The organism is Rhodococcoides kyotonense, assembly GCF_001645385.1.
In the GTDB taxonomy this organism is placed as follows: domain Bacteria; phylum Actinomycetota; class Actinomycetes; order Mycobacteriales; family Mycobacteriaceae; genus Rhodococcoides; species Rhodococcoides kyotonensis_B.
Genome location: NZ_LVHI01000032.1, coordinates 149,396 through 171,042 on the forward strand (window position 1 = coordinate 149,396; position 21,647 = coordinate 171,042).

The following is a 21,647-nucleotide window of genomic DNA, read 5'->3' on the forward strand; positions in this document are numbered from 1 at the left end:
CCCCAACCCGAGTACGGATTGGGGGCCGAGGGGTGCGACCGTCAGGGTGTCGGCGTCGCCGTCGTGGTCGGTGCGACCGATGTGGTGACCGGTGCTTCCGTCGTCGACGGGGCGGCCGGGGTCTCCGTGACAACGGCCGGAGCGCTCTCGACGGGGAGACCAGGAGCCGGGGCACCCTCGACCGGGGCGGCGGGAGCGACCTCGGCGGGAGCAGCAGGAACTGCTGCGAGAGGGGCAGGCGCGGCCGGTGCGACAGGCTGAACCGAGGCGCCGGACGCGACCGGTGCAGCGGATGTCGTCGTCGGAGCCGGGGTTGCCGACTGCGCGACCAGGAGAGCCTTCTGCTGAACCTCGGCCGACTTGATCGGCTTGCCCGCCTCGGCATCCTTGGCGAGCTGGGTCAGCCACGCCGCGGCGTACTGTGCCGACGTCAGCGGGCGTCCGTTCGACGCGTCCGCGTCACGCCAGTAGTCGAAGTGCGCTCCCGAGCCGGGGCCGAGCGTCTGACCGTACGGATCGTTCATCAGCACGGGCACGGTGTCGGTGTTCGATCCGATGAGGCCGACGATCTCCTTGACGATCTTCGACGGTAGGTAGGCCAGGTTGACGGCCTTGTCTGCGGGCAACGGCGCCTCGTCCGGGTCCGTTCCTTCCTCGGTGTCCGTCTTCGCGGATACCTTGGTAGTCGGGTCCGGAGGTGTGTACCCGGGCTCGGAGACCTTGATCAGAACCTGGAGGAAGGTCTCGTCACCGGCGAGCCAGTTGTCCTGCGACGCGATGTCCATGAAGGCGAGCCCGGCGATGCGTCCGATGACCATGGCCATGTCGGCGCCGGTGGCAGGGGTGACCGTGTTGTCGCGCTGGATGGCGTCGACGTCGAGCTGACGGCCGACGTTGGCGGCCAGGTGCAGCAGCGACGTGTTCTGCGGCATCGCGCAGGTCAGGTCCTTCTGCGAGCAGAACGACGCGACCTTGCCATCGAGTGCTCCGAAGCTGCCTGCCGTGCCCGGCAGCGCGCCCGCGCCTGCGGGGCCCGACGCGTTGTTCTGGTACTTGGTGTCGAAGTTGTCCGGGTTGGTGCCGGTCTTCGAGCCGGGGAACGGATTGTCGCCGTCCTCGCGCCCCGCGTCGGCCAGAATCACGACGCCGACGACCTGCGACGGGTCCACGATGCCGTACTTGCCGTTGTCGTCGGCGACCTGGTTGCCGATCTCCATCGCGGTACGACGGGTGACGTCGGCGCCCTCGCTGTAGCCGACGATCGCGAAGCGCGTCTTCGGGCAGGAGGCGACGATGGCCTTCATGACGGTCTGGGCGTTCTGGACACCGGTGTCGACGGCGGTCTCGTAGGTGGCGAGGTTAGCCGGGTAATCGATGTACACGGCTGCGTACGAACCCTGCTTCACGGCGTCGTTCGGAGCGCCGACCATCTGGTCGATCCAATCGCTCTCGAAATCGCCTGCGAGCGCGGCCGGGAGGGCGGTGCCGTCGGGCGTCGTCAGAAATTTCGTCGCGCTGTTGCTCGGAGTGTCGCCGCGTCCACCGATCGCGATGCTGACCATGTCGTAGCAGGTCGCGGTCGACGCGAGTTCTACCTCGGCATCGGACGACGACAGCGTGTCGGTGGTGAGAACCGCTGCACCGACGGCCAGGGCTCCCAGGGACACGAAGGCGACGGCGCTGGTGATCAGCCGTCGGGTCTTGCGAGGCGAGCGAATACCCATGTTCCATCCCAATCAGTTCGTCGCGCTGCATCCGAGGGGCGTGCGGCGCGGGCGGGCTACACGGAATTCGTCTCTCCTGTCATTCGCGTTACAGGGCGTCGGGAACTTCGTGGACCCATACCCTAGGGGGGTATGGTAGAACGGAGTGATGAACATGACGGTGAAGCTCGCGGGGTACGTAGTCGGAATTACATTGGTGTTCTTCGCAACATACGCACTCGGTACCGCCGTCGGACCGGTCGGAGAAGCTCCGGCTCAGCACGAACATGCGCAGGTAGTCGATGGCCAGTGAAAGAACGGCGGGAGGAATGACCCAGGTCGAGTTGGTTCTGGGCGGCATGACGTGTGCTTCGTGCGCCAATCGGATCGAACGCAAACTCAACAAACTCGACGGCGTCACCGCGACGGTCAACTACGCCACCGAGAAGGCGCGCGTCACGAGTGACGGCGTCCCCGCCGAGGACCTGATCAAGGCCGTCGAGGCCGCGGGGTACACCGCGACGCTCCCGGCCGCGGAACCCGAAGAGGCTCCGGAAACGGATCCGCTGAAACAGCGATTGCTGGTCTCGGCGGTTCTGTCGGTCCCGGTGATCGCGATGGCGATGGTGCCTGCGCTGCAGTTCACGAACTGGCAGTGGTTGTCGCTGACCTTGGCTGCACCCGTCGTCGTGTGGGGTGCGTGGCCGTTCCACAAGGCTGCGTGGACCAATCTGCGGCACGGCACGTCGACGATGGACACGCTCGTCTCGATGGGCACGCTCGCCGCGCTCGGCTGGTCGGTGTACGCGCTGTTCTTCGGAACCGCAGGCACGCCGGGCATGAAGCACCCGTTCGAGCTGACGATCGCGCGAATGGACGGGTCGTCGAACATCTACTTCGAGGCCGCGGCAGGCGTCACGACGTTCATTCTTGCGGGTCGCTACTTCGAGTCGCGGTCCAAGCGTCGGGCCGGGGCGGCGCTGCGGGCGTTGCTCGACCTCGGCGCCAAGGACGTGACGGTGCTGCGCGACGGCGTCGAACATCAGGTTCCCGTGGCCGATCTCGCCGTCGGAGACCTGTTCCTCGTGCGACCCGGCGAGAAGATCGCGACGGACGGCGTCGTCGATTCCGGTGCGTCCGCGGTCGACGCGTCGATGCTCACCGGTGAATCCGTGCCCGTCGAGGTAGCCGTGGGCGACACCGTGGTCGGTGCGACGGTCAACGTCGGCGGCAAGCTCGTCGTGCGGGCGACGCGGATCGGATCGGACACCCAGCTCGCGCAGATGGCCAAGCTCGTCGAGGACGCACAGACCGGAAAAGCGCAGGCGCAGAAGCTCGCCGACCGCATCTCCGGTGTCTTCGTGCCGATCGTCATCGCCATCTCGGTGGGAACGCTCGGGTTCTGGCTCGGCACAGGCGGTTCCGTCGCCGCTGCCTTCACGGCCGCGGTGGCGGTACTCATCATCGCGTGCCCGTGCGCACTGGGGTTGGCGACGCCGACGGCCTTGATGGTCGGCACCGGACGGGCCGCGCAGCTCGGCATTCTGATCAAGGGACCCGAGATGCTCGAGTCGACGCGTCGCATCGACACCGTCGTGCTCGACAAGACCGGAACCGTCACCACCGGCGTCATGACGCTGCTCGCCGTCCATGCCGCGCCTGGCGAGGATGCCGACGAGGTTCTGCGCGTTGCCGGTTCGATCGAGGCGGGCTCCGAACATCCGATCGCGCGTGCGATAGCCGATGCGGCCGAGGACAAGTGGCCCGTCGACGAGTTCTCGAACGTGGCGGGCGCGGGAGTCACCGGAATCGTCGACGGCCGAGCCGTCGTGCTGGGACGTGCTGCGCTGCTGACGGAGTGGGCTCAGCCGCTCCCACCGGAGCTCGAGATGGCGATGGCCGACGCCGAACACGACGGCCGTACCGCGGTCGCGATCGGGTGGGACGGCACGGCACGCGGCGTTCTCGTCGTCGCCGACGCGATCAAACCCACGTCGACACAGGCCGTCGCCGAACTACGTGAACTCGGCCTGACGCCCGTCATGCTGACCGGCGACAACGAAGCGGCGGCGAAGAAGATCGCCGCCGAGGTCGGAATCGACCACGTCATCGCGGGCGTCATGCCGGAAGGAAAGGTCGACGCGGTTGCTCGGCTTCAGTCCGAGGGCAAGGTCGTCGCGATGGTCGGCGACGGCGTCAACGACGCGGCCGCCTTGGCCACGGCCGATCTCGGCCTGTCGATGGGGACGGGCACCGACGTCGCGATCGAAGCGAGCGACTTGACGCTCGTGCGTGGGGATCTACGGGCCGTCGGCGACGCCATTCGGTTGTCGCGGCGCACGTTGACGACCATCAAGGGCAACCTGTTCTGGGCGTTCGCGTACAACGTCGCGGCGATTCCGCTCGCGGCAGCGGGCCTGCTGAATCCGATGCTCGCGGGGGCGGCGATGGCCTTCTCTTCGGTGTTCGTGGTCAGTAACAGTCTGCGTTTGCGGAGATTTTCTGCCTCGTAGTACAAGATGGAGGAATGGCCGACGCAGTAGATGTCCCTATCCGTGACGAGTCGATCCGGCTCGGGCAATTCCTGAAGCTCGCGAATCTCATCGAGTCCGGGTCCGAGGCGAAGGAAATCATCGCCGACGGCCTGGTCAGCGTCAACGGGGAAGTCGATGTGCGACGCGGCAGGCAGCTTCATCAAGGAGATGTCGTCTCCATCGACGGTGGGCCTTCCGCCCGCGTCGTGAACGGTGGCGGCTGGTGAGCGTCGGCGAGCGCGGTCTACCCAGAGAGCAAGTTCCAGGCGCGTTCGACGTCGGCGCGCGGGCGTACGACAGGCTCGTCGGCGCCAACCCCGGATATCACGAGCACCTCGCCAAGTCCGCCGAGCGACTACGGCTGCCCGGGCTGGGCGACGGGCTTACCTTGCTCGACATCGGCTGTGGCACAGGCGCATCCACGGCGGCGCTGTTGAAGGCTGCGCCGCACGCCACGATCGTCGCGGCCGATGCGTCGTCGGAGATGCTCGAAGTCGCGCGGAGCAAGCAGTGGCCACCCAACGTCACGTTCGTGCACTCGCGGGTGGAAGACCTGCACGAGAACGGGGTCGACGGGCCGTTCGACGGTATCCTCGCCGCATACCTGATCCGGAACGTCGACGACCCGGACACGGAGCTGAAGTCGTTGTGGTCCTTGCTGAAACCGGGTGCATCGATCGCGTTCCACGAGTACTCGGTGCGCGATTCCCGTCGTGCGCAGGCGTTGTGGTCGCTGGTGTGCTGGGCGGTGATCATTCCGCTGGGGTATCTCGCGACTCGGGATGCCACGCTGTACAAGCATCTGTGGCGCAGTGTCGTGACGTTCGACGGCGCAACCGAATTCACGCGGCGCATGCAGCGCGCCGGGTTCACCGGCCTCGGCACCGAGACGATGACCGGATGGCAGAACGGCGTCGTACACACGTTCCTCGGGGCGCGGCCGTCGGAGATCGTATGAACGACCGCAGACGCGTCGTACACGAAGGGCCGGACGGATATCCGTCTGCTGCGTCGTTGGCGTCGGTGCCGCGCGTCGCGGTGATCGGCGGCGGTATCGCCGGGTTGTCGGCGGCAACAGCGCTGGCGGAACGCGGCGTCTCCGTCACGGTGTTCGAGAAGGAGTCGTACCTGGGTGGCCGGGTCGGCGGTTGGTCGACTGTTCTGGACGACGGGTCGCCTGCGACGATGAGCCGCGGGTTCCACGCGTTCTTCCGCCAGTACTACAACCTCCGGAACCTGTTGCGGCGGACCGATCCTGACCTGTCCCGGTTGCACGAGGTGGAGGATTACCCGCTGATCGACGACTCCGGCCGCGTGGACGGATTCAAGGGATTGCCGTCGACACCGGGGTTGAATGCGTTCGCGTTCGTCGGTCGGAGTCCGACGTTCCGGTTGCGAGACCTGTTCTCGCTCAACGCTGTTGCGGCGCTTCCGTTGATGACGGTCAGTGTCCCCGGGATCTACGAGCAGCTCGACGAGGTGCCCGCCGCGGAGTTCCTGCGGCGCATCAACTTTCCCGAGCCGGCCCGTCACCTTGCGTTCGGTGTGTTCTCGCGCAGCTTCTTCGCCGACCCGGAAGAGATGTCGGCGGCCGAACTGGCGATGATGTTCCACCTGTACTTCCTCGGCTCGTCCGAGGGGTTGGTGTTCGACGTGCCGGTCGGGCCGTACCCGCAGTCGCTGTGGGAACCGTTGGGCGAGTATCTGACCGGCCTCGGCGTCGACATCCGATTGGGTGCGGCGGTGAAGGAGATCTCGCGGGGCTTCGACGTCGACGGTGAGAAGTTCGACGCGGTGGTGTTGGCGACGGATATCGGTGGCCTGCAGAAGTTGACCGGTTCTCTGGGGACTGCCGCGTGGCGCTCGCAGGTGGCAGGGCTGCAGAACACGCCGCCGTTCCTGGTGCACCGCGTGTGGCTGGACAAGCCCGTGAACGCGGACCGACCCGCGTTCATCGGCACCGGCGGAATGCCGCCGATCGACAACATCAGTGTGCTCGAGAGGTTCGAGGACGAGGCTGCCGAATGGGCTGGGCGCACGGGCGGTTCGGTCGTCGAGTTGCACGCCTATGCCGCAACGGAATCCGAGGACGTCACGCGTGAGCAGCTGATGGCGCGGATGCATGAGATCTATCCGGAAACGGCCTTGGCGACGGTGGTGGACTCGCGCACGGAATGGCGAGATGATTGCCCGCTCTTCGGTCTGGGAGCTTTTGCTGGCAGACCCACCGTGCGCACGCCGGAGCCGGGACTCGTGTTGGCGGGCGACGGGATTCGCATCGACCTGCCCGTCGCGCTGATGGAACGTGCAGCGACGACGGGTCTTTCGGCGGCGAACACACTGTTGTCCGGCTGGGGTATCGCGGGGCACGACATCCTGACCGTCCCGGTGCGGGGGCGCTACCGGGTGTTCGACGCCTTGGCGTCCTTGCGTCAGCTCTGAGGGTTCGGCTGGGTCAGCGCCCCTTCGACCTGAGGTGGTACCGACGCTCGGCGTAGTCGAGGTCGTCCTTCCACAACCGGGCGGCGGTGAAGTTCATCGCCGGACGCAACACGGGCGAGACGCGTCGGGCAATCTTGAAGCCCTTGCGGTCCGAGCTCGCGATGGTGGCCTCGATGACCGCCGTGCGCGGCTTACCGTCCGGGCCGGGGCCGAGTGGCGTCGCATGGGTTTCGACGACGCTTCCCACGCCCTCGCCTTCGAGGATGCGCATGATGATCGTGCGTGGACCCGGGCAGACGAACTCCGCCCGCACCGGGACGCCGATGCCCCGGCTGACGCGAAAGGTGACGTCGACGAGGAATCGGTCGTCCTCCTCGGGGACGTCGATGTCGCGGGGCGCGTCGACGACCTTCAGTCGCGCGAACGAGTACGGGTGGAACCAGGCGCCGTGCCACGGATCGAGACGGTTGGCGATGACGTCGTCGGTTTCGCAGATACCCGTCAGGGTGATGACGGCGTCGATGCTCGTCGACGCGGCGGGGCGGATCGGGACAATGGGGACGTCCGTCGGCTCCTCGCCGCCCAGGTCGTCGAGGCGGACCCACACGAGAACGCCGTCGTCGAACGCGGGAAACGGTCGCCAGCCGGGGCGACCCTTGGGGCCGAGCGGCATGCCGTGCCACAGGCAGATGAGGGTGTCGCACTCGATCTTGGCCTTGTCGAGCGGCGCGCCGAGGTGCGGGCACGATCCGGGTGCGATGTGGATGCCGCCCGTGTCGTCCCGCCAGGCAACGAGTTCGATGCCGGCGATGTCGCGGCCGAACGGTTCCTTCGTGCCGATGTCGCGGCTCGCGGCGAAGACGAACCAGTTGCCCGTCGGCCTGGTCTTCGCGCGCTTGAGCGCAGACTCGATGACCTGCGGGTTCGCGCCCTTCCAGGTGGGCTCCTGCTTCGCCCACGACTCGGTCGGAAGCGGTTGCAGGGGGATCTTCTTCGGCCAGCGGCTGCGTAGCGCTTCGAGCGACACCATGATCAACAGGGTAGGCGGGTTCCGCGCAGGTTGCAGCGAGTGCGCGGGTTGCAACGTGCGCGTGTGCTGGAAGGTGCGCGGTGGGGGTGGGCGTGCGGGGTTCGCTGCGTTATAGTTGACAGCACACTGTCAAATACGGAGGTAGCGATGTCGACGATCGTTCTGTACGCAACCGACACCATGGCGGACTGGGAGTACAGCTACCTGGTTGCCGGGGTTGCCATGGCTCGGGAACAGGGTGACGACCGGTACGAGCTGCGGGTGTTGTCCGAAGACGGGCAGGAAGTCACGACGCTCGGCGGACTGCATGTCCGGCCCGACGGCGACCTCTCCGACCTCGACACCGAATCCGTTGCGGCGCTTGTTCTTCCGGGCGGGAACACGTGGAACGAGGGGCACGAGAAGGTTCTCGGACTCGCGTCGGCGCTGGTCGAGAAGGGCACGCCCGTCGGCGGAATCTGCGGCGCGACGCTCGGGCTGGCGCGAACCGGCCTGCTGAATGCGAAGAAGCACACCAGCAACGCGCTCGAATTCCTCACCAGCGCCACCGAATACAGCGGCAGCCTCTACTACGAAGACGCACGGGTGGTCGTCGACGGCACACTCGTCACGGCACCGGGAACTGCACCACTCGAGTTCTCGAAGGCGATCTTCGAACTGCTGCAGCTGTTCCCCCAGTCGATCGTCGACGCCTGGTACGGCCTCTACAGCACGGGAGAGAAGAAGTACTACGACGTACTCGCCGGCGGCGGCGCGTGAGCGACCGCTCTGCCGCCGGGGATGCGCTGACGAGCCTGGTGTTGCCGGCGTTCGAGCTCAACGGCGAATTCCTGGCCGCGGCGAAAGACATCGCCGAGCCGGCCGGTCTGACGCCCGCATGGTGGCAGGTACTGGGCGCCACGCTCGACGAGCCGTTGGCCGTCGCCGAGATCGCCCGACGCGTCGGCCTCGGTCTCGCTCGCCAATCCGTGCAGCGGACGGCGGACATCCTCGTCGACAAGGGCTGGGCGGAGTACGTCGACAATCCGAAACACCGACGCGCCAAGCTGTTACGGCCCACGCAGAACGGGCGGGATACCCTCGGGAGGCTGAGAGAAGACCAGCACGCCTGGGCCGACGCCGTCGGCAAGGAGGTCGGTCTCGACGAGCTGAAACGAACCCGCGAGTCGATCGCGAGGATCGTCGCCGCGTCCCGTCGCTATCGCTCCACTCCCAGCGTCGAGTAGTACTCCTTCTGCGACGGGTAGTAGTCGTCGAAACTCGGCAGCGGGGTGCCGTCGCGCGAGGCGAGCATCATGTCGAGGTAGTACTCCCACCCAGGCCCGATTTCGCCGACGCCCTCGGTGCTCGACAGGTGGTGGATCAGCGTCAGTGTGGTCGCGCCGGTGAGCCGGACGTCGAGCTGCCAGCCACCTGTCGTCGAGACGGCCAGGCGAGAAGGGCTTTCGCACACGTCGATGTTCATGTCCATCCAGGGTGCGCCGTCCTCGAACAGCATCTGGACGCGAATGCTGTTCTCGGACAAACGTTCCCATGGTCCGTACCATCCCGCGGTGCGGTCGGAGTCGGTGAGCGTCGCCCACACGTCCTCGCGCGGCGCGGAGATGGTTCGGGTCAACTCGAGGTCGACGCCGGTATCGGTGCGGCGCAGAATTCCGGTGGGTGCCATGCGGGCATTATGCAGTGCCCCTCGTGCGTGCGAATGTATAGCCCGCTATACATTCGCGCGCACGGGCGAAGCCGCCAACCGCCCACGCAGCACGAGCAGCAGCACGACGGCCATTGCCATGAACCCGCCGACGACCCAGAGGCCCGTCTTGGAGCTGCCGGTGGCGTCGAGCAGCCATCCCGTCATGTACGGCGCGACGAGCCCTGCCGAGGCGCCGATGGTGTTGACCAGGGCGATTCCGGCGGCGGCGCCGGCACCGGTGAGGAACGTCGTCGGCAGGTACCAGAAGACCGGCAGCGCCGAGAAGATTCCGACGGCGGTGAGCGTGATGACCACCATCGTCATGAGGGGCGAGCTCATGTACATCGCGACCGGGACGCTCACGGTGGCCAACGCGGTCGGCACGATGACGTGCCACATGCGTTCCTTCAGCCGGTCCGAGCGTCGCGACCACAGGATCATCGCGACGGACGAGATCAGGAACGGAACCGCGACGATCAGGCCGTTCTGCGCGATCGAGAACGTCGTGTCGAACTGCTTCGCGAAGCCGGCGACGATCGTCGGCAGGAAGAAGCTGATGGCGAACAAGCCGTAGCCGATGCCGAAGTAGGTGACGCCGAGCAGCCAGACGTTCGGGTTGCGCAGCGAGCTACGGGCCGAGACGTGGCCGGTGTCGGCGGTTTCCGAGTGCTCGGTTTCCATGCGTCGGTCGAGCCACGTGCGCTCCTCGGTGCTGAGCCACTTCGCCTGACGCGGGCGGTCGGTGAGGTAGAACCACGCGGCGATGCCGAGAAGAACGGTCGGGATGCCCTCGACGAGGAACATGACGCGCCAGCCTTCGAGGCCGAACAGTCCGTGCCAGTACTGGATGATCGCCGACGAGATCGGTGCGCCCAGTGCGCTCGACAGCGGCAGGGCCACCATGAACACGCCGACCAATCGCACGCGGACCGCGCGGGGGAACCAGAACGTCAGGTACAGCATGATGCCGGGGAAGAAGCCGGCCTCGGCGATTCCGAGTGCGACGCGAGCGATGTTCAGCCACGTGGCGTTGGGAACGAACGCCATGAGAGCGGCAATCAGCCCCCAGGACACGAGGATTCGAGCGATCCAGCGTCGTGCGCCGAACTTGTGCAGCGCGAGGTTGCTGGGGACCTCGAGAAGAATGTAGCCGACGAAGAACAAGCCACTCGCCAGGCCGTACGCGGTCTCGGTCAGGCCGAGGTCCTCGCTCATCGTCAGCTTCGCGAACGCGATGTTCGTTCGGTCGATGTAGTTCAGGAAGTACGCGAGGCCGAGGAACGGAATCAGCCGCAGGGCGACTTTGCGCATCACCCGGCTTGCCATCTGATCGTCCGACGCCGGTTCGGCGGGGGAGTGTGTTCGTGACGTCATCGCGCTCCAGTCTCGAGGTCTGAACCCGTCGATTTCGTGGCGGGCTCACATACCTTGCATCCATAGTGACCTGAGTCACGACAGTCGGTTGACGAAGGCTCGGCCACGGGTTTCCTCTTTTTGTCGAAAAGGCGATGAGTACGCTCAGCGCATGTCCAGGGACAGTGTGCAGGCCATCGTGGATCGGTTCGGTGACGAGCTCGGTCGGTCCGTCGTGGTCAACGATCCGTACGTCAGAATGTTGTTCGCCAGCAGGCATTTCGGCGACGAGGACCCGGTGCGCATCAGGGCCATGCTCAACCGCGACGCGGGCAGCGAAGCCATCGGTCACTTGCTTGCCAGTGGCATCAACCAGTGGACGAAGCCGGGACGGATCGCCGGTTCCGACGCTATCGGGTTGCACTCGCGCGCGGGCGTGCCCATTCGCTGGCGTGGAGAGGTGCTCGGGCAGATCCTCGTCATCGACGCCGACGGCGGCATCACCGACGGCGAGCTCACACGGATCGGCGAGGTCGCCGCGGAGATCGCACCCCTCATGGTCGTCGATCGTGCGCCGCAGGACTCGGCCCAGTCGGAGGCGCTCGTCGCCGCCGCGCTCGGACTCGACGACGGTCGGCGCGAATCGGCACTGGCGGAACTCGTCGTGCAGCCGGGCGCGGTACGCGTCGTCACCCTGATGCTGCACCACGGCACCGACACGGATCTGACGTCGATCGCGTTGCGGCATGCGCTCGTGGCCGCCCGGTCACGCAGTCGAGGTGACGCCTTGCTCGCGGTCGACGGGTCGTCCGGCCATCTCGTCTATCTCGCGACGGCGATGCGTGACCTCGACACGATCGTCGCCGAAGCCCGCGCGATGGCACGGGACGCCGCCGACGTGGCCGGTCGGGGAGCGTCGATCACCGCAGGCGTCGGAGCCGAAGCCGCAGGATTCGCCGACGCGTGGCTGTCGGCACGTCAGGCGGGCCTCGCGGCGTCGATCGCGCGACGCGTCGGCCAGGACCCCGTCGTCGCCTGGGAGAACGCGGGGGTGTTGGGCGTGCTGGCCCGGGTGCCGACGGCGCAGTGGGACAGGACCGCCGTCCCCGACGAGCTACGTCGCCTCGCCGAGGCCGACCGATCCGGCAGACTGCTCGAGACGCTGCGTGCCTTCCTCGATCATGCAGGCTCCGGACCTGCCGCGGCCGAGGCGCTGTTCATCCATCGGACGACGCTGTACTACCGGCTCGACCGAATTCGCGACGCGATCGGCGTCGACCTCGACGACGGAACCGTCCGGCTGAACCTGCATCTGGGCTTACGCGTCGCCGATCTCATGCGGGCCGAGGGGATCGAACCGTTCTGACACGTCAGCTCGCCGTGAGCTCCTTCGAGCGCAGTTCCTGCGGAACACCCTGTGGATACAGGACGACCTTGCAGGCGTCGCCGGTCAGCAGCTCGATCGCGCTTTCCACGTCCTCGAGCTCCATCCGGTGCGACACCAGACGCGACAGGTCGACGCGCCCCGACGCCACCAGCGCCGAAAGCTCGGTCCACGAATCCCAGATCCGACGGCCGAAGCTGCCCTTCAGTGTGAGACCTCGGCTGATGAGGTGACGCGTCGCGCTGAGTTCGACGGGTCGAGCCGTCAGGCCGACACTGACGACAGTCCCCTCACGCCGCGCCGCGTCCAGTCCTGCTTCCAGTGCGGGAAGCGCGCCCGAGCATTCGAGCACCAGGTCGACGCCTTCCGCCGGGCCGGTCAGGTCGCGAATGCGGTCGATCAGTCCGTCCCCGGCAGGGACCACGGTTCCCCCGAGCTCGGCCGCCATCGCGGCACGATGCGGATTCGGTTCGACGACCAGGACGTTCGCCCCGCGTGCCAGCGCAATCTGCAGTGCAGCCAAACCGATGGGTCCCGCACCACTGACCAGGACGTGCGCACCACTCAGGTCGAGACCGCTGCGCTGGACCGCGTGCATCGCACTGCCCGCCGGCTCGAGTAACGCGGCGGCTTCGAGGGACAGCTCGTCGGGAAGTCGAAAGCAGGTCGACGCAGGAACGACGAGACGCTCCGCGAACGCGCCGTCGATCGTCAGTCCGAGCAGATCCATCCGCAGGCAGTTGTGTGCGTTGCCGCGTCGACACTGATAGCAGTCCAGGCAGGCGACGTGCGTTTCGACGGCGACGCGGTCACCCACGTGCAGAGCGGACACATCCCGTCCGATCTCGACGACGACGCCCGCGCACTCGTGCCCGGTGACGACCGGTAGACGCAGACCGAGGTCGCGCACGGCAGGCCCGTACTCGTACGTCTCGCGGTCGGTTCCGCAGACGGACACCGCGCCGACGTCGATGCGCACCTGGTCCGGGCCGAGAGGCCGATCGGGCAGGTCGTTCACCAGGTCGAATCCCGGCTTGGGCTCGGTCTTGAGCACTGCGCGCACGTTGTGAGGCCTCTCGTTCCGCGGTGTGGGTCCGCCCAGTGTGTGCGTGACGCCGATCACCGGCATCGGGCCGGGAGTGAGGAAACAGGACGGGCTTTCCTCTTTCTGTCGCATCCGGACGTCGTTCGACAAAAAGAGGAAATGACGGTTCGGGTCCTCGTCGGAGGGCGGTTCTCCCGCGTGCCCTCGCGGACCACCATGACTGACTGTGGGGAAGTGACCTGCCTCACGCACGACGAGGAGAGGAAGCCACGTGACCGCACCGCACATCATCGGCTGGGCGCACACCAAGTTCGGCAAGAGCGAGAGTCCCGACGTCGAAGCCCTGATCGCCGAGGTCTCGTTGGCGGCGATCGCCGACGCGGGCGTCGACGCGAAGGACGTCGACCTCGTCACCGTCGGCGTGTTCAACAACGGCTTCTCCCAGCAGGGTTTCGAAGGCGCCCTGGTCGGCGCCGGACAACCCGACCTCGCGCTGGTTCCCTCGATCCACGTCGAAAATGCATGTTCGACGGGTAGTGCCGCGCTGTTCACCGCCCTCGACAACCTGCAGGCAGGTCGAAGCCGCATCGCCCTCGTCGTCGGCGCCGAGAAGATGACCGCCACGCGGAACGACAAGATCAACGACATCCTGCTCGCCGGCTGCCACCGCGCGTCGGAGTCGCACATGGGCAGTTTCGCCGGAGTGTTCGCCGACCTGGCCGATCAGTACGCGGCACGGTACGACGATCCCCACGACGCGATGGCACGCATCGCCGCGAAGAACCACCGCAACGGCGTCGACAACCCGTATGCGCACCTGCGCCGCGACCTCGGGTTCGACTTCTGCAGAACACCGTCGGAGAAGAACCCGACCGTCGTCGGCCGACTGCTGCGCACCGACTGCTCTCTCGTGTCCGACGGCGCGGCGGCGATGGTCGTCGCATTGCCCGACGTTGCCGCCACCGCCCGACGCTCCGTCCGCATCGCCGGCCGTGCACAGGCGAACGACCATCTGGCGATCGCCCGTCGCGCCGATGCGTTGGCGTTCGACGGTGCCGCCCGGGCGTTCCGTGGCGCGTTGACCGACGCGGGTACGACCCTCGACGATCTCGATCTTCTCGAGACGCACGACTGCTTCACCATCGCCGAGTTGCTGCAGTACGAAGCATTCGGGCTCGCGGCGCCGGGCAAGGGAGCCGAGGTACTCGCCGAGGGACGCACCGAGCGTGACGGCATCCTGCCGGTGAACCGTTCCGGGGGACTGAAGGCGAAGGGCCACCCACTCGGTGCGACGGGTGTGTCCCAACACGTGATGGCCGCACTGCAGTTGACGGGCGAGGCAGGGGACATGCAATTGCCGACGGCCGATCGCGCTGCGGTCTTCAACATGGGCGGCGCGGCAGTCGCCAACTACGCAACTGTTCTGGAGGCAACACGATGACGACGACGCGCAGAGCGGTCAACCTGGCCGAGATTCTGAGCCAGACCGCGCGCAGGGTCGCGGGCGGTACTGCCGTCGTACACGGTGAAACACGTTGGAGCTGGCGGGAACTGAACTCGCAGGTGGACTCGCTCGCCGCCGAACTGGAACGCCGTGGTGTGTCCAAGGGCGACGTCGTGCTGATCGACAGCCCCAACCACCCCGAGTTCATTACCGCGATGTTCGCGACCTGGCGCGTCGGAGCTGTTCTCGCACCGGTCAATTCGCGGCTGCACGACGACGACGTCGTCGTGATCGCCGGAGTGTGCCGTCCCGTCGTCGTGATCGGGCACTCGTCGACGCGGTCGCACGTCGACGCGATTCGCGCGGCGCACGAGCTCTCGGGCGGAGTGCTGTGGATCGAGAGCAGCAGCGACGACGCGATATCGGCTGTGCCGTCGGGCATTCCGGCTGCGGTGTCGACGTGGGAGGGCGACCCGGCGTGGTACTTCTTCACGTCCGGCACGAGCGGAACCCCCAAGGCGGCGATTCTCACCCACGACCAACTCGGGTTCGTCATCAACAACCACCTCGCCGATCTCATGCCGACGACCGATTCCGACCACGCGTCCCTCGTCGTCGCTCCACTGTCGCACGGGGCGGGCATGCACATGCTGCCGCAGGTCGCGCGTGGTGCGACGACGGTTCTGCCGTCCTCGGTCAGTCTTGATCCGGCGGAGGTGTGGTCCCTCGTCGAACGTGAACGGGTGACCAACATGTTCACCGTCCCGACGATCCTGAAGGTTCTGGTCGACCATCGGGCCGTCGAGGAGCACGACCATTCGTCGCTGCAGTACGTCATCTACGCGGGCGCGCCGATGTACACGGCCGATCAGGAGCGTGCGCGTCGGATCCTCGGCGAGGTGCTGGTCCAGTACTACGGGCTCGCCGAGGTCACGGGCAACATCACGGTGCTGCCGAGTCGAGAGCACGGTCGGCCTGTGCCCGAGGGACTTTCGGCCGGCACGTGCGGATTCCCCCGCACGGGAATGCTCGTGAGCGTCCAGGACGAGTCGGGTGCCGAAGTGCCCTCCGGGGAGATCGGTGAGCTCTGCGTCGCCGGACCCGCCGTGTTCGCCGGGTACCTGAACAATCCGAAGGCCAACGCGGATGCGTTCCGCGACGGATGGTTTCGCACCGGTGACCTCGGCGTCGTGGATGCCGACGGCTATGTCTACGTGACGGGGCGGTCGTCGGACATGTACATCTCGGGCGGTTCCAACATCCACCCGCGCGACATCGAGGAGAAGATCCTCACCCATGGCGCGATCGACGAGGTCGCGGTTCTCGGCGTCCCCGACCCGAAGTGGGGTGAGGTCGGCGTCGCGATCTGCGTTCTCGCCGAGGGCAAGTCGGTCACCGCGGAGGAGCTGACGACATGGCTCGGAGCGAAGATGGCGCGATACAAACTGCCGCGGCACGTGCTGTTCTGGGATGCGCTGCCCAAGTCGGGGTACGGCAAGATCGTCAAGCGCACCATTCGCGACGAACTGGCGGCTCGCGAATGGGGGCCGTACGCACCGGTTCTGGAGGGGGCGTCGTGACCTCGACGTTCCTCGCTCCGCTGGTGCATCCCGGCCCTCGGGCTCCCCAGCGCCTCGAATCCGTGTCGTGCGCGACGGCCGTCGAACGAATCTCGCTCGAGCCCGGCCGTCGGTTGGTCGACGCGATCGACGACGAATTAGCGCGTCTGGGTGCGGATTCCGCGCAGGTCGAGCTGCTCGGCGGCCCGTTGGCGCGCGTCTCGTACTGCATTCCGGATCTGTGCCACGACGGATCGCGTGCGGCGTGGTACAGCGAGACGCACGAGGCCGTGACGCCTGCGACGATCATCGGCGGTAGCGCATCCGTCGGACGTCGTGACGGTGAGCGGTTCATGCATTGCCACGCAGCGTGGTTCGACGCATACGGGCAGCTGCGCGGCGGACACCTGTGGCCCGACACCGTCGTCGGGGCCACGCCGGTGGAGATCGTGCTGCACGTATTCGACTCGGTCGCACTGACCAGCGGCGAGGATTCCGAGACGCTGATGCCGGTCTTCACGCCGTCGGCGTCGCGTATCGGCTCGGTGGCAGGCACGCGACGGGCCGTCATGACCCGGGTGCGTCCGGGCGTCGAGATCCACGATGCGGTGCGTGAGGTGATGGGGAACGCGGACATGCGTCGGGCATCGGTTCGTGGAAGCCTCGGAAGCCTGGTCGGCGCAACACTTCTGCGCGACGGCGATCCGGTGTCCGTCGACGGCCCGGCCACCGAAGTGGCCATCGCGGGCCACATGGGACCGGACGACACTCATCTGTCGGTGCTGGTGATGGATCGGCACGGCGCCGTCCACGTCGGAGAACTCGCCGAGCGCGGGAACCTCGTCGCGGTGACGTTCGAGCTTCTGGTCGAGGAGATCGGGTCGTGACGGGCCGTCTGGCGGGCAAGGTTGCACTGGTCTTCGGCGCCGGGTCGAGCGGATCGGGCGTCGGAAACGGCCGTGCCGCTGCGGTGTCGTTCGCTCGCGAGGGTGCGACCGTGGTCGCCGTCGATCGCAGCGCCGAGGAGGCCGAGCTGACGGCGAAGATGATTCGCGACGAAGGCTGCACCGCAGCAGCGTTCGGTGCGGATGTGACGCAGGAGGCCGAGGTGGCGGAGTGTATCGCTGCGGCCGCCGACGAATTCGGTGCACCGACGGTGTTGCACAACAACGTCGGTGTCACCACCGTCGGGGACATCACCGACATGGACCGGGCGACGTGGGATGCAGCGCTCGCGGTCAACCTGACCGGGGTCTTCCTGACGTGCAAGCACACGATTCCGCTGATGCTGTCCGCGGGCGGTGGCTCGATCGTCAACGTGTCGTCGACCGCGAGTATCCGGTACACCGGCTTCACGTACCCGAGCTATTCGGCGACGAAGGCGGCGGTCAACCAGCTGACGGTCTCGCTCGCACTCGAGTACGCAGCGCGCGGAATACGCGTCAACGCAGTGCTTCCCGGCCTGATCGACACCCCGCTCGTCGCAGGTCAGCTCGGTGGGGCGGATCCGGCGACGATCGAAGCCCGTCACGCCGCGAGCCCGACGGGTCGCATGGGTTCGCCGTGGGACGTGGCTGCTGCGGCGGTCTTCCTGGCGTCGGACGAGGCCGCATACGTCAACGGGGTCTGCCTTCCCGTCGACGGGGGATTGGCGGTGCGAGCGCTGTGACTACGATAGCTGGAATGACTGCGGTAGAAGCCCTCATCGATTCATTGCCGCGGGAGATCGTCATCTCCGATCCCGACATCGTGGCGTCGTACGCGCACGATCAGTCGCGATTCACCGACAGCGCACCGCCCGCGGCGGTTCTGGTTCCCCGAACGACGGGGGAGGTGTCCGCGTGTCTGGCAGCGGCACACAGTAATTCGGTGGCCGTGATTCCGCGTGGTGCAGGAAGTGGACTGAGCGGCGCAGCCAATGCGACCGCAGGTGCCGTCGTGTTGAGTCTGCACCGTATGACCGCAATCCGCGAGATCGACACCGTCGACCGACTGGCCGTCGTCGAGCCGGGCGTCGTGACGGCGGATCTGCGTGCGCGGGCAGCCGATGCCGGACTGTTCTATCCGCCGGACCCGGGCAGCGTCGCGTTCAGCACGATCGGCGGCAACGTCGCCACCAACGCGGGCGGAATGTGCTGCGTGAAATACGGTGTGACAGGCGATTTCGTGCTCGCGCTCGAGGTCGTTCTCGCGGACGGCCGAATTCTGCGCACCGGAAGGCGCACGGTCAAGGGCGTCGCGGGGTACGACCTGACGCATCTGCTCGTCGGCTCGGAGGGCACGCTGGGCGTCATCACCGAGATCACGGTCAAGCTGCTGCCTGCGCCTCGCGAGGCCCGTACGCTCGTCGCGTCGTTCCCCACGCTCGAAAAAGCTGGTCTGGCGGTGGCCGAGATAGCGTCGTCCGGTTCGACGCCGTCGATGCTCGAAATCCTCGACCGCACAACGGTTCAGGCGGTCGACCGGATGACGAAGATGGGTATGGGCGAGGACACCGCCGCACTCCTGCTGGTGCAGAGCGACGACGTCGACGCCGAATCCGTCCTCGCTGCAATCGAATCGACGTGCGACCGGCTTGGTGCGTCCGACGTCGTCGTCAGCTCGGATCAGGCCGAGGCCGCGATGCTGCTCGAAGCGCGTCGTCTCGCGCTGCCGGCGCTGGAAAGCCTCGGTGACTGGTTGCTCGACGACGTCGCCGTCCCGTGCTCGCGCATCACCGATCTCATCGGCTACATCGAAGGACTCGCCGCAGAGTTGGGTCTGACGATCGGAGTGTTCGGTCACGCAGGCGACGGCAACCTGCATCCGACGATCATCTACGACGAGTCCGACGCCTCGAGCAAAGCCGCGGCACTGTCGGCGTTCGACGCGATCACTCGGCGCGCGCTCGATCTCGGCGGAACCATCACCGGCGAACACGGTGTCGGCAGACTGAAGTCCGGCTGGCTGGCCGTCGAGCACGACGAGACGTCGATGCAGGTGCAGCGGGCGGTCAAGGCTGCGCTCGACCCCACGGGAATCCTGAATCCGGGGTGTGCGCCTGCGGCACCCGTGCGCGCGAATGTATAGCCCGCTATACATTCGCGCGCACATGGCATATTGGACACCATGCAGCGGCGCACGGGCGAGAGTTGGTCCGCGCGACCATCCTCAGGGGTAACCCCTGGGTGTGAGAGAACAACCGGTCACTGCGTCCGACGCCGCTCCGCACGCTCCGCGTGCCAGACGGCGCCGAGTACGAAAGTTTCAGGTCGCCCGTCGCCGCTGCACCCGGGACCGCACGGATGAACCCACGCGAGTTCACCACGCCGATGGCTGCGTTTCTGGCCGAGCTCGCATCCGACGTTCCGTGGACGCGTGACCGTCTCGAGGAGGCGTTCATGCCGGTGTTGGGGGTGAAGGCGTTGCGACTCGCGGACCGGTTGATCGACCTGTACCCGTCACCGCCGTTCGACGAGGAATCCCTGTACCGGCTCATTGCTGATCTTCCCCGGTTGCCCGACAAGAAGTCGGAGGAGCCCGAACGCAGAACGTCCGGCCCGAAGCCCTGGCGCTTCGACGTTCCCCGCTACTTCTCGACGGGCGACCTCGCGGAATCGTTGAACCTGACGATCGACGAGATCGAATGGTTCGCCGACGCGCAACAACGACTGAAGACGGCGTCGTCGACGCTCCGGCACTACCGGGCCACGTCGATTTCGAAACGGTCCGGCGCTCGGGTGCTCGAAATTCCGAAGCCTCGCCTTCGTGAGATTCAGCGAAAAGTCTTGCGTCGCATACTCGATCAGGTTCCTGCGCACGGTGCGGCACACGGCTTCGTCACCGGCCGAAGCCCTCGCACGTTCGGGATCCCGCACGCCGGCCGGGACGTCGTCCTCGCCGCCGATCTGAAGGACTTCTTCCCGTCGATCGGAATCGGGAGAGTCGTCGCGATTTTCGACGCCCTCGGCTACCCGCGGACGGTCGCGTGGAATCTTGCGTACCTGTGCACGACGAGCGCTCCGGCGGGCGAACTGGCCGGCGTTCCGTACGAGACAGCGTCCTTGCTGCGAACCCGTCACCTGCCGCAGGGCGCCCCGACGTCACCCGCTCTGGCCAACCTGGCGGCCCGGATGCTCGACATCCGGCTCACCGGTCTCGCCCGTTCCATGGGCCTGCGGTACACGAGATATGCCGACGACCTGGCGTTCTCCGGAACGTGCGACGTCGACAGGGTGCTCTGGGTGGTCAGACACATCGTGCGTGACGAGGGATTCATGCTGCATCCGAACAAAACCCGCGTACGACGCTCGCACAAGCGACAGCAGTTGACGGGCCTCGTCGTGAACGAGTGGCCTGCGGTGCCGCGATCCGAGTACGACGAGCTCCGAGCGATACTGCACAACTGCGCACGGACGGGCCCGGAGGCGCAGAACCGTTCTGGGCACGGCGACTTTCGAGCCCATCTCTACGGCCGCATCGCACGCATCGGCGAGACGAGCGCTACGAGGCGTCGGAAATTGCTCGAGCTCGCAGAACGCGTGAACTGGTCCTGACCACCTGTTCGACGCGTATCGCCCGGTTCAGGAGGCGCGCGTCAGCTCGATTTCGCCGACGCACTGGCATCCGCCGGTGATCTCGGCGCAGTCGAGAACGAGGTAGTGCCGAACGTACTCGAGATCCACGCAGCCTGGGTCGGTGCATTCCGCGTCGCCGACTGCGTGAATGACGAGCGTGCCTTCGCAGACGTCTGCGATGTCGTGCATGAGGACTCCTTTCCCTGTAGCCCCATTCCTATCACCGCGGTCCGACAAGTTCGGGAGAAGAGATGCGTGTCCTGGGTGTAGCCCGAGACCGGTGCCGGTCGGGGACGGCGTCGATAGCACCGCCGCACCGAGCCCCTCAGCGCGTGCCTGCGTCGAGCAGAACCGTCGCGGCTTCCTTTGCGGCGAGCGCGGATTCGGGCGATTCGGAAATCGCCGCGGTCGTCTGCGCCCCCTCGGCCAACAGTGCAATCTGCAACCCGAGCTTTTCCGGGCACCCTGCCTCGACGGCCAATTCGGTTACGTAGGAGACGAATTCGCGCTTGTGACGATGTGCCGCGTCGGCCACCGCGGGCATGGTGGCACCCAACTCGCCGAACGAGTTGATGAACGCGCAGCCACGAAAATTGTCCTCGCGGAACCAGGTGTCGAGAAAGTCGAAGATGGACAGCAACTTCTCACGCGGATCGCTGTACTCGGCGGCCTGCGCGAGGATGCGCTCGTTCCACAGCTCGGTGCGGCCTTCGAGGACGCGCGCGACGATGTCGGATTTGGACGGGAACAACGTGTACATCCGCTTCAGAGAAATGCCCGCCGCGGCGCGCAGTTCGTCCATTCCGACGGCCTGAACACCGCGGGCGTAGAACAACTCGTCGGCCGCCGCCAGCACCGATGCTCGTGAGGCGTCCGTCTCCATCGTCACCAACTCCTTGCGCAGAGA

Annotated in this window: 21 protein-coding genes; 14 read left to right on the plus strand and 7 right to left on the minus strand. The window is 66.7% G+C overall.

Going from position 1 to position 21,647, the window contains the following annotated elements; all coding sequences use genetic code 11:
• Nucleotides 1–41: 41 nt before the first annotated feature.
• Nucleotides 42–1,724 carry a cutinase family protein gene (locus A3K89_RS20275; RefSeq protein ID WP_068429802.1) on the minus strand — a complete coding sequence of 561 codons (1,683 nt, stop codon included), beginning with the start codon at nt 1,722–1,724 and terminating at the stop codon, nt 42–44.
• 154 nt (nt 1,725–1,878) lie between these two features.
• Here A3K89_RS20275 and A3K89_RS26060 point away from each other — a divergent pair, with 154 nt between their 5' ends.
• From A3K89_RS26060 to A3K89_RS20295, 5 genes are read left to right on the plus strand one after another with little or no spacing between them, the layout of a single operon-like run.
• On the plus strand, nt 1,879–2,016 hold the full coding sequence (locus tag A3K89_RS26060; RefSeq protein ID WP_167674330.1) for a hypothetical protein: 138 nt from the start codon (nt 1,879–1,881) through the stop codon (nt 2,014–2,016).
• A 16-nt stretch (nt 2,017–2,032) separates the two neighbouring features.
• Nucleotides 2,033–4,216, plus strand: a complete 2,184-nt coding sequence (locus tag A3K89_RS20280) for a heavy metal translocating P-type ATPase (RefSeq protein WP_068429803.1) — start codon at nt 2,033–2,035, stop codon at nt 4,214–4,216.
• A 14-nt stretch (nt 4,217–4,230) separates the two neighbouring features.
• The gene (locus tag A3K89_RS20285; protein ID WP_068429806.1) at nt 4,231–4,464 is read left to right on the plus strand and encodes an RNA-binding S4 domain-containing protein; all 234 of its coding nucleotides are present in this window, start codon (nt 4,231–4,233) and stop codon (nt 4,462–4,464) included.
• Nucleotides 4,461–5,195: a class I SAM-dependent methyltransferase gene (locus tag A3K89_RS20290; protein WP_068429808.1), complete on the plus strand. Its 735-nt coding sequence runs from the start codon at nt 4,461–4,463 to the stop codon at nt 5,193–5,195. Before A3K89_RS20285 ends, A3K89_RS20290 begins: the two co-directional genes overlap by 4 nt.
• Nucleotides 5,192–6,679: a hydroxysqualene dehydroxylase gene (locus tag A3K89_RS20295; protein WP_068429811.1), complete on the plus strand. Its 1,488-nt coding sequence runs from the start codon at nt 5,192–5,194 to the stop codon at nt 6,677–6,679. Before A3K89_RS20290 ends, A3K89_RS20295 begins: the two co-directional genes overlap by 4 nt.
• 13 nt (nt 6,680–6,692) lie before the next feature.
• Here the strand turns inward: A3K89_RS20295 and A3K89_RS20300 are convergent, their stop codons facing one another.
• Complete coding sequence (locus tag A3K89_RS20300) at nt 6,693–7,709, minus strand: DUF5914 domain-containing protein (protein ID WP_068429813.1); 1,017 nt, start codon at nt 7,707–7,709, stop codon at nt 6,693–6,695.
• Nucleotides 7,710–7,856: 147 nt separating this feature from the next.
• On the opposite strand from A3K89_RS20300, the gene A3K89_RS20305 reads away from it, so the two are divergent.
• Together A3K89_RS20305 and A3K89_RS20310 are read left to right on the plus strand one after the other, a co-directional pair.
• Complete coding sequence (locus A3K89_RS20305) at nt 7,857–8,468, plus strand: DJ-1/PfpI family protein (protein WP_068429816.1); 612 nt, start codon at nt 7,857–7,859, stop codon at nt 8,466–8,468.
• Nucleotides 8,465–8,935, plus strand: a complete 471-nt coding sequence (locus A3K89_RS20310; RefSeq protein WP_068429818.1) for a MarR family winged helix-turn-helix transcriptional regulator — start codon at nt 8,465–8,467, stop codon at nt 8,933–8,935. Before A3K89_RS20305 ends, A3K89_RS20310 begins: the two co-directional genes overlap by 4 nt.
• Here the strand turns inward: A3K89_RS20310 and A3K89_RS20315 are convergent.
• Both A3K89_RS20315 and A3K89_RS20320 read right to left on the minus strand, forming a co-directional pair.
• Nucleotides 8,908–9,378 (minus strand): ATPase, encoded by a 471-nt coding sequence (locus A3K89_RS20315; protein WP_068429821.1) that lies wholly within the window; start codon nt 9,376–9,378, stop codon nt 8,908–8,910. The genes A3K89_RS20310 and A3K89_RS20315 overlap by 28 nt on opposite strands.
• Before the next feature lie 45 nt (nt 9,379–9,423).
• A complete protein-coding gene (locus A3K89_RS20320) occupies nt 9,424–10,773 on the minus strand; it encodes an MFS transporter (protein ID WP_068429828.1) in 1,350 nt (449 codons plus the stop codon).
• 151 nt (nt 10,774–10,924) lie between these two features.
• On the opposite strand from A3K89_RS20320, the gene A3K89_RS20325 reads away from it, so the two are divergent.
• Nucleotides 10,925–12,118, plus strand: a complete 1,194-nt coding sequence (locus A3K89_RS20325) for a PucR family transcriptional regulator (RefSeq protein ID WP_068429831.1) — start codon at nt 10,925–10,927, stop codon at nt 12,116–12,118.
• A 4-nt stretch (nt 12,119–12,122) separates the two neighbouring features.
• Here A3K89_RS20325 and A3K89_RS20330 read toward each other — a convergent pair whose 3' ends face one another.
• Nucleotides 12,123–13,313, minus strand: coding sequence for a zinc-dependent alcohol dehydrogenase (locus A3K89_RS20330; protein WP_240931413.1), 1,191 nt, complete (start codon nt 13,311–13,313; stop codon nt 12,123–12,125).
• A 139-nt stretch (nt 13,314–13,452) separates the two neighbouring features.
• Here A3K89_RS20330 and A3K89_RS20335 point away from each other — a divergent pair, with 139 nt between their 5' ends.
• The 6 genes from A3K89_RS20335 to A3K89_RS20360 all read left to right on the plus strand — a co-directional run bounded on the left by A3K89_RS20335 (nt 13,453) and on the right by A3K89_RS20360 (nt 20,719).
• Nucleotides 13,453–14,622, plus strand: a complete 1,170-nt coding sequence (locus A3K89_RS20335; protein WP_068429833.1) for a thiolase domain-containing protein — start codon at nt 13,453–13,455, stop codon at nt 14,620–14,622.
• Nucleotides 14,619–16,205 (plus strand): AMP-binding protein, encoded by a 1,587-nt coding sequence (locus A3K89_RS20340; protein WP_084423911.1) that lies wholly within the window; start codon nt 14,619–14,621, stop codon nt 16,203–16,205. Before A3K89_RS20335 ends, A3K89_RS20340 begins: the two co-directional genes overlap by 4 nt.
• Nucleotides 16,202–17,071: a PCC domain-containing protein gene (locus tag A3K89_RS20345; RefSeq protein WP_254303600.1), complete on the plus strand. Its 870-nt coding sequence runs from the start codon at nt 16,202–16,204 to the stop codon at nt 17,069–17,071. Before A3K89_RS20340 ends, A3K89_RS20345 begins: the two co-directional genes overlap by 4 nt.
• Nucleotides 17,068–17,853 (plus strand): SDR family NAD(P)-dependent oxidoreductase, encoded by a 786-nt coding sequence (locus tag A3K89_RS20350; RefSeq protein WP_068429842.1) that lies wholly within the window; start codon nt 17,068–17,070, stop codon nt 17,851–17,853. The genes A3K89_RS20345 and A3K89_RS20350 overlap by 4 nt, the downstream gene beginning before the upstream one ends.
• A 14-nt stretch (nt 17,854–17,867) precedes the next feature.
• The gene (locus A3K89_RS20355) at nt 17,868–19,253 is read left to right on the plus strand and encodes an FAD-binding oxidoreductase (protein ID WP_068429845.1); all 1,386 of its coding nucleotides are present in this window, start codon (nt 17,868–17,870) and stop codon (nt 19,251–19,253) included.
• A 215-nt stretch (nt 19,254–19,468) separates the two neighbouring features.
• Nucleotides 19,469–20,719, plus strand: coding sequence for a reverse transcriptase family protein (locus A3K89_RS20360; RefSeq protein ID WP_240931412.1), 1,251 nt, complete (start codon nt 19,469–19,471; stop codon nt 20,717–20,719).
• 27 nt (nt 20,720–20,746) lie between these two features.
• Here the strand turns inward: A3K89_RS20360 and A3K89_RS20365 are convergent, their stop codons facing one another.
• Nucleotides 20,747–20,929 carry a hypothetical protein gene (locus tag A3K89_RS20365; RefSeq protein WP_068429847.1) on the minus strand — a complete coding sequence of 61 codons (183 nt, stop codon included), beginning with the start codon at nt 20,927–20,929 and terminating at the stop codon, nt 20,747–20,749.
• 136 nt (nt 20,930–21,065) lie between these two features.
• The gene (locus A3K89_RS20370; protein WP_174551477.1) at nt 21,066–21,623 is read right to left on the minus strand and encodes a TetR/AcrR family transcriptional regulator; all 558 of its coding nucleotides are present in this window, start codon (nt 21,621–21,623) and stop codon (nt 21,066–21,068) included.
• Nucleotides 21,624–21,647 lie beyond the last annotated feature (24 nt).

What these genes read in the sequence shown, in the direction of transcription:
- A3K89_RS20275 (WP_068429802.1), bottom strand. Translation starts at nt 1,724, where the DNA reads ATGGGTATTCGCTCGCCTCGCAAGACCCGACGGCTGATCACCAGCGCC.
- A3K89_RS26060 (WP_167674330.1), top strand. Translation starts at nt 1,879, where the DNA reads ATGACGGTGAAGCTCGCGGGGTACGTAGTCGGAATTACATTGGTGTTC.
- A3K89_RS20280 (WP_068429803.1), top strand. Translation starts at nt 2,033, where the DNA reads ATGACCCAGGTCGAGTTGGTTCTGGGCGGCATGACGTGTGCTTCGTGC.
- A3K89_RS20285 (WP_068429806.1), top strand. Translation starts at nt 4,231, where the DNA reads ATGGCCGACGCAGTAGATGTCCCTATCCGTGACGAGTCGATCCGGCTC.
- A3K89_RS20295 (WP_068429811.1), top strand. Translation starts at nt 5,192, where the DNA reads ATGAACGACCGCAGACGCGTCGTACACGAAGGGCCGGACGGATATCCG.
- A3K89_RS20300 (WP_068429813.1), bottom strand. Translation starts at nt 7,709, where the DNA reads ATGGTGTCGCTCGAAGCGCTACGCAGCCGCTGGCCGAAGAAGATCCCC.
- A3K89_RS20305 (WP_068429816.1), top strand. Translation starts at nt 7,857, where the DNA reads ATGTCGACGATCGTTCTGTACGCAACCGACACCATGGCGGACTGGGAG.
- A3K89_RS20315 (WP_068429821.1), bottom strand. Translation starts at nt 9,378, where the DNA reads ATGGCACCCACCGGAATTCTGCGCCGCACCGATACCGGCGTCGACCTC.
- A3K89_RS20320 (WP_068429828.1), bottom strand. Translation starts at nt 10,773, where the DNA reads ATGACGTCACGAACACACTCCCCCGCCGAACCGGCGTCGGACGATCAG.
- A3K89_RS20325 (WP_068429831.1), top strand. Translation starts at nt 10,925, where the DNA reads ATGTCCAGGGACAGTGTGCAGGCCATCGTGGATCGGTTCGGTGACGAG.
- A3K89_RS20330 (WP_240931413.1), bottom strand. Translation starts at nt 13,313, where the DNA reads ATGCGACAGAAAGAGGAAAGCCCGTCCTGTTTCCTCACTCCCGGCCCG.
- A3K89_RS20340 (WP_084423911.1), top strand. Translation starts at nt 14,619, where the DNA reads ATGACGACGACGCGCAGAGCGGTCAACCTGGCCGAGATTCTGAGCCAG.
- A3K89_RS20355 (WP_068429845.1), top strand. Translation starts at nt 17,868, where the DNA reads ATGACTGCGGTAGAAGCCCTCATCGATTCATTGCCGCGGGAGATCGTC.
- A3K89_RS20360 (WP_240931412.1), top strand. Translation starts at nt 19,469, where the DNA reads ATGAACCCACGCGAGTTCACCACGCCGATGGCTGCGTTTCTGGCCGAG.
- A3K89_RS20365 (WP_068429847.1), bottom strand. Translation starts at nt 20,929, where the DNA reads ATGCACGACATCGCAGACGTCTGCGAAGGCACGCTCGTCATTCACGCA.
- A3K89_RS20370 (WP_174551477.1), bottom strand. Translation starts at nt 21,623, where the DNA reads ATGGAGACGGACGCCTCACGAGCATCGGTGCTGGCGGCGGCCGACGAG.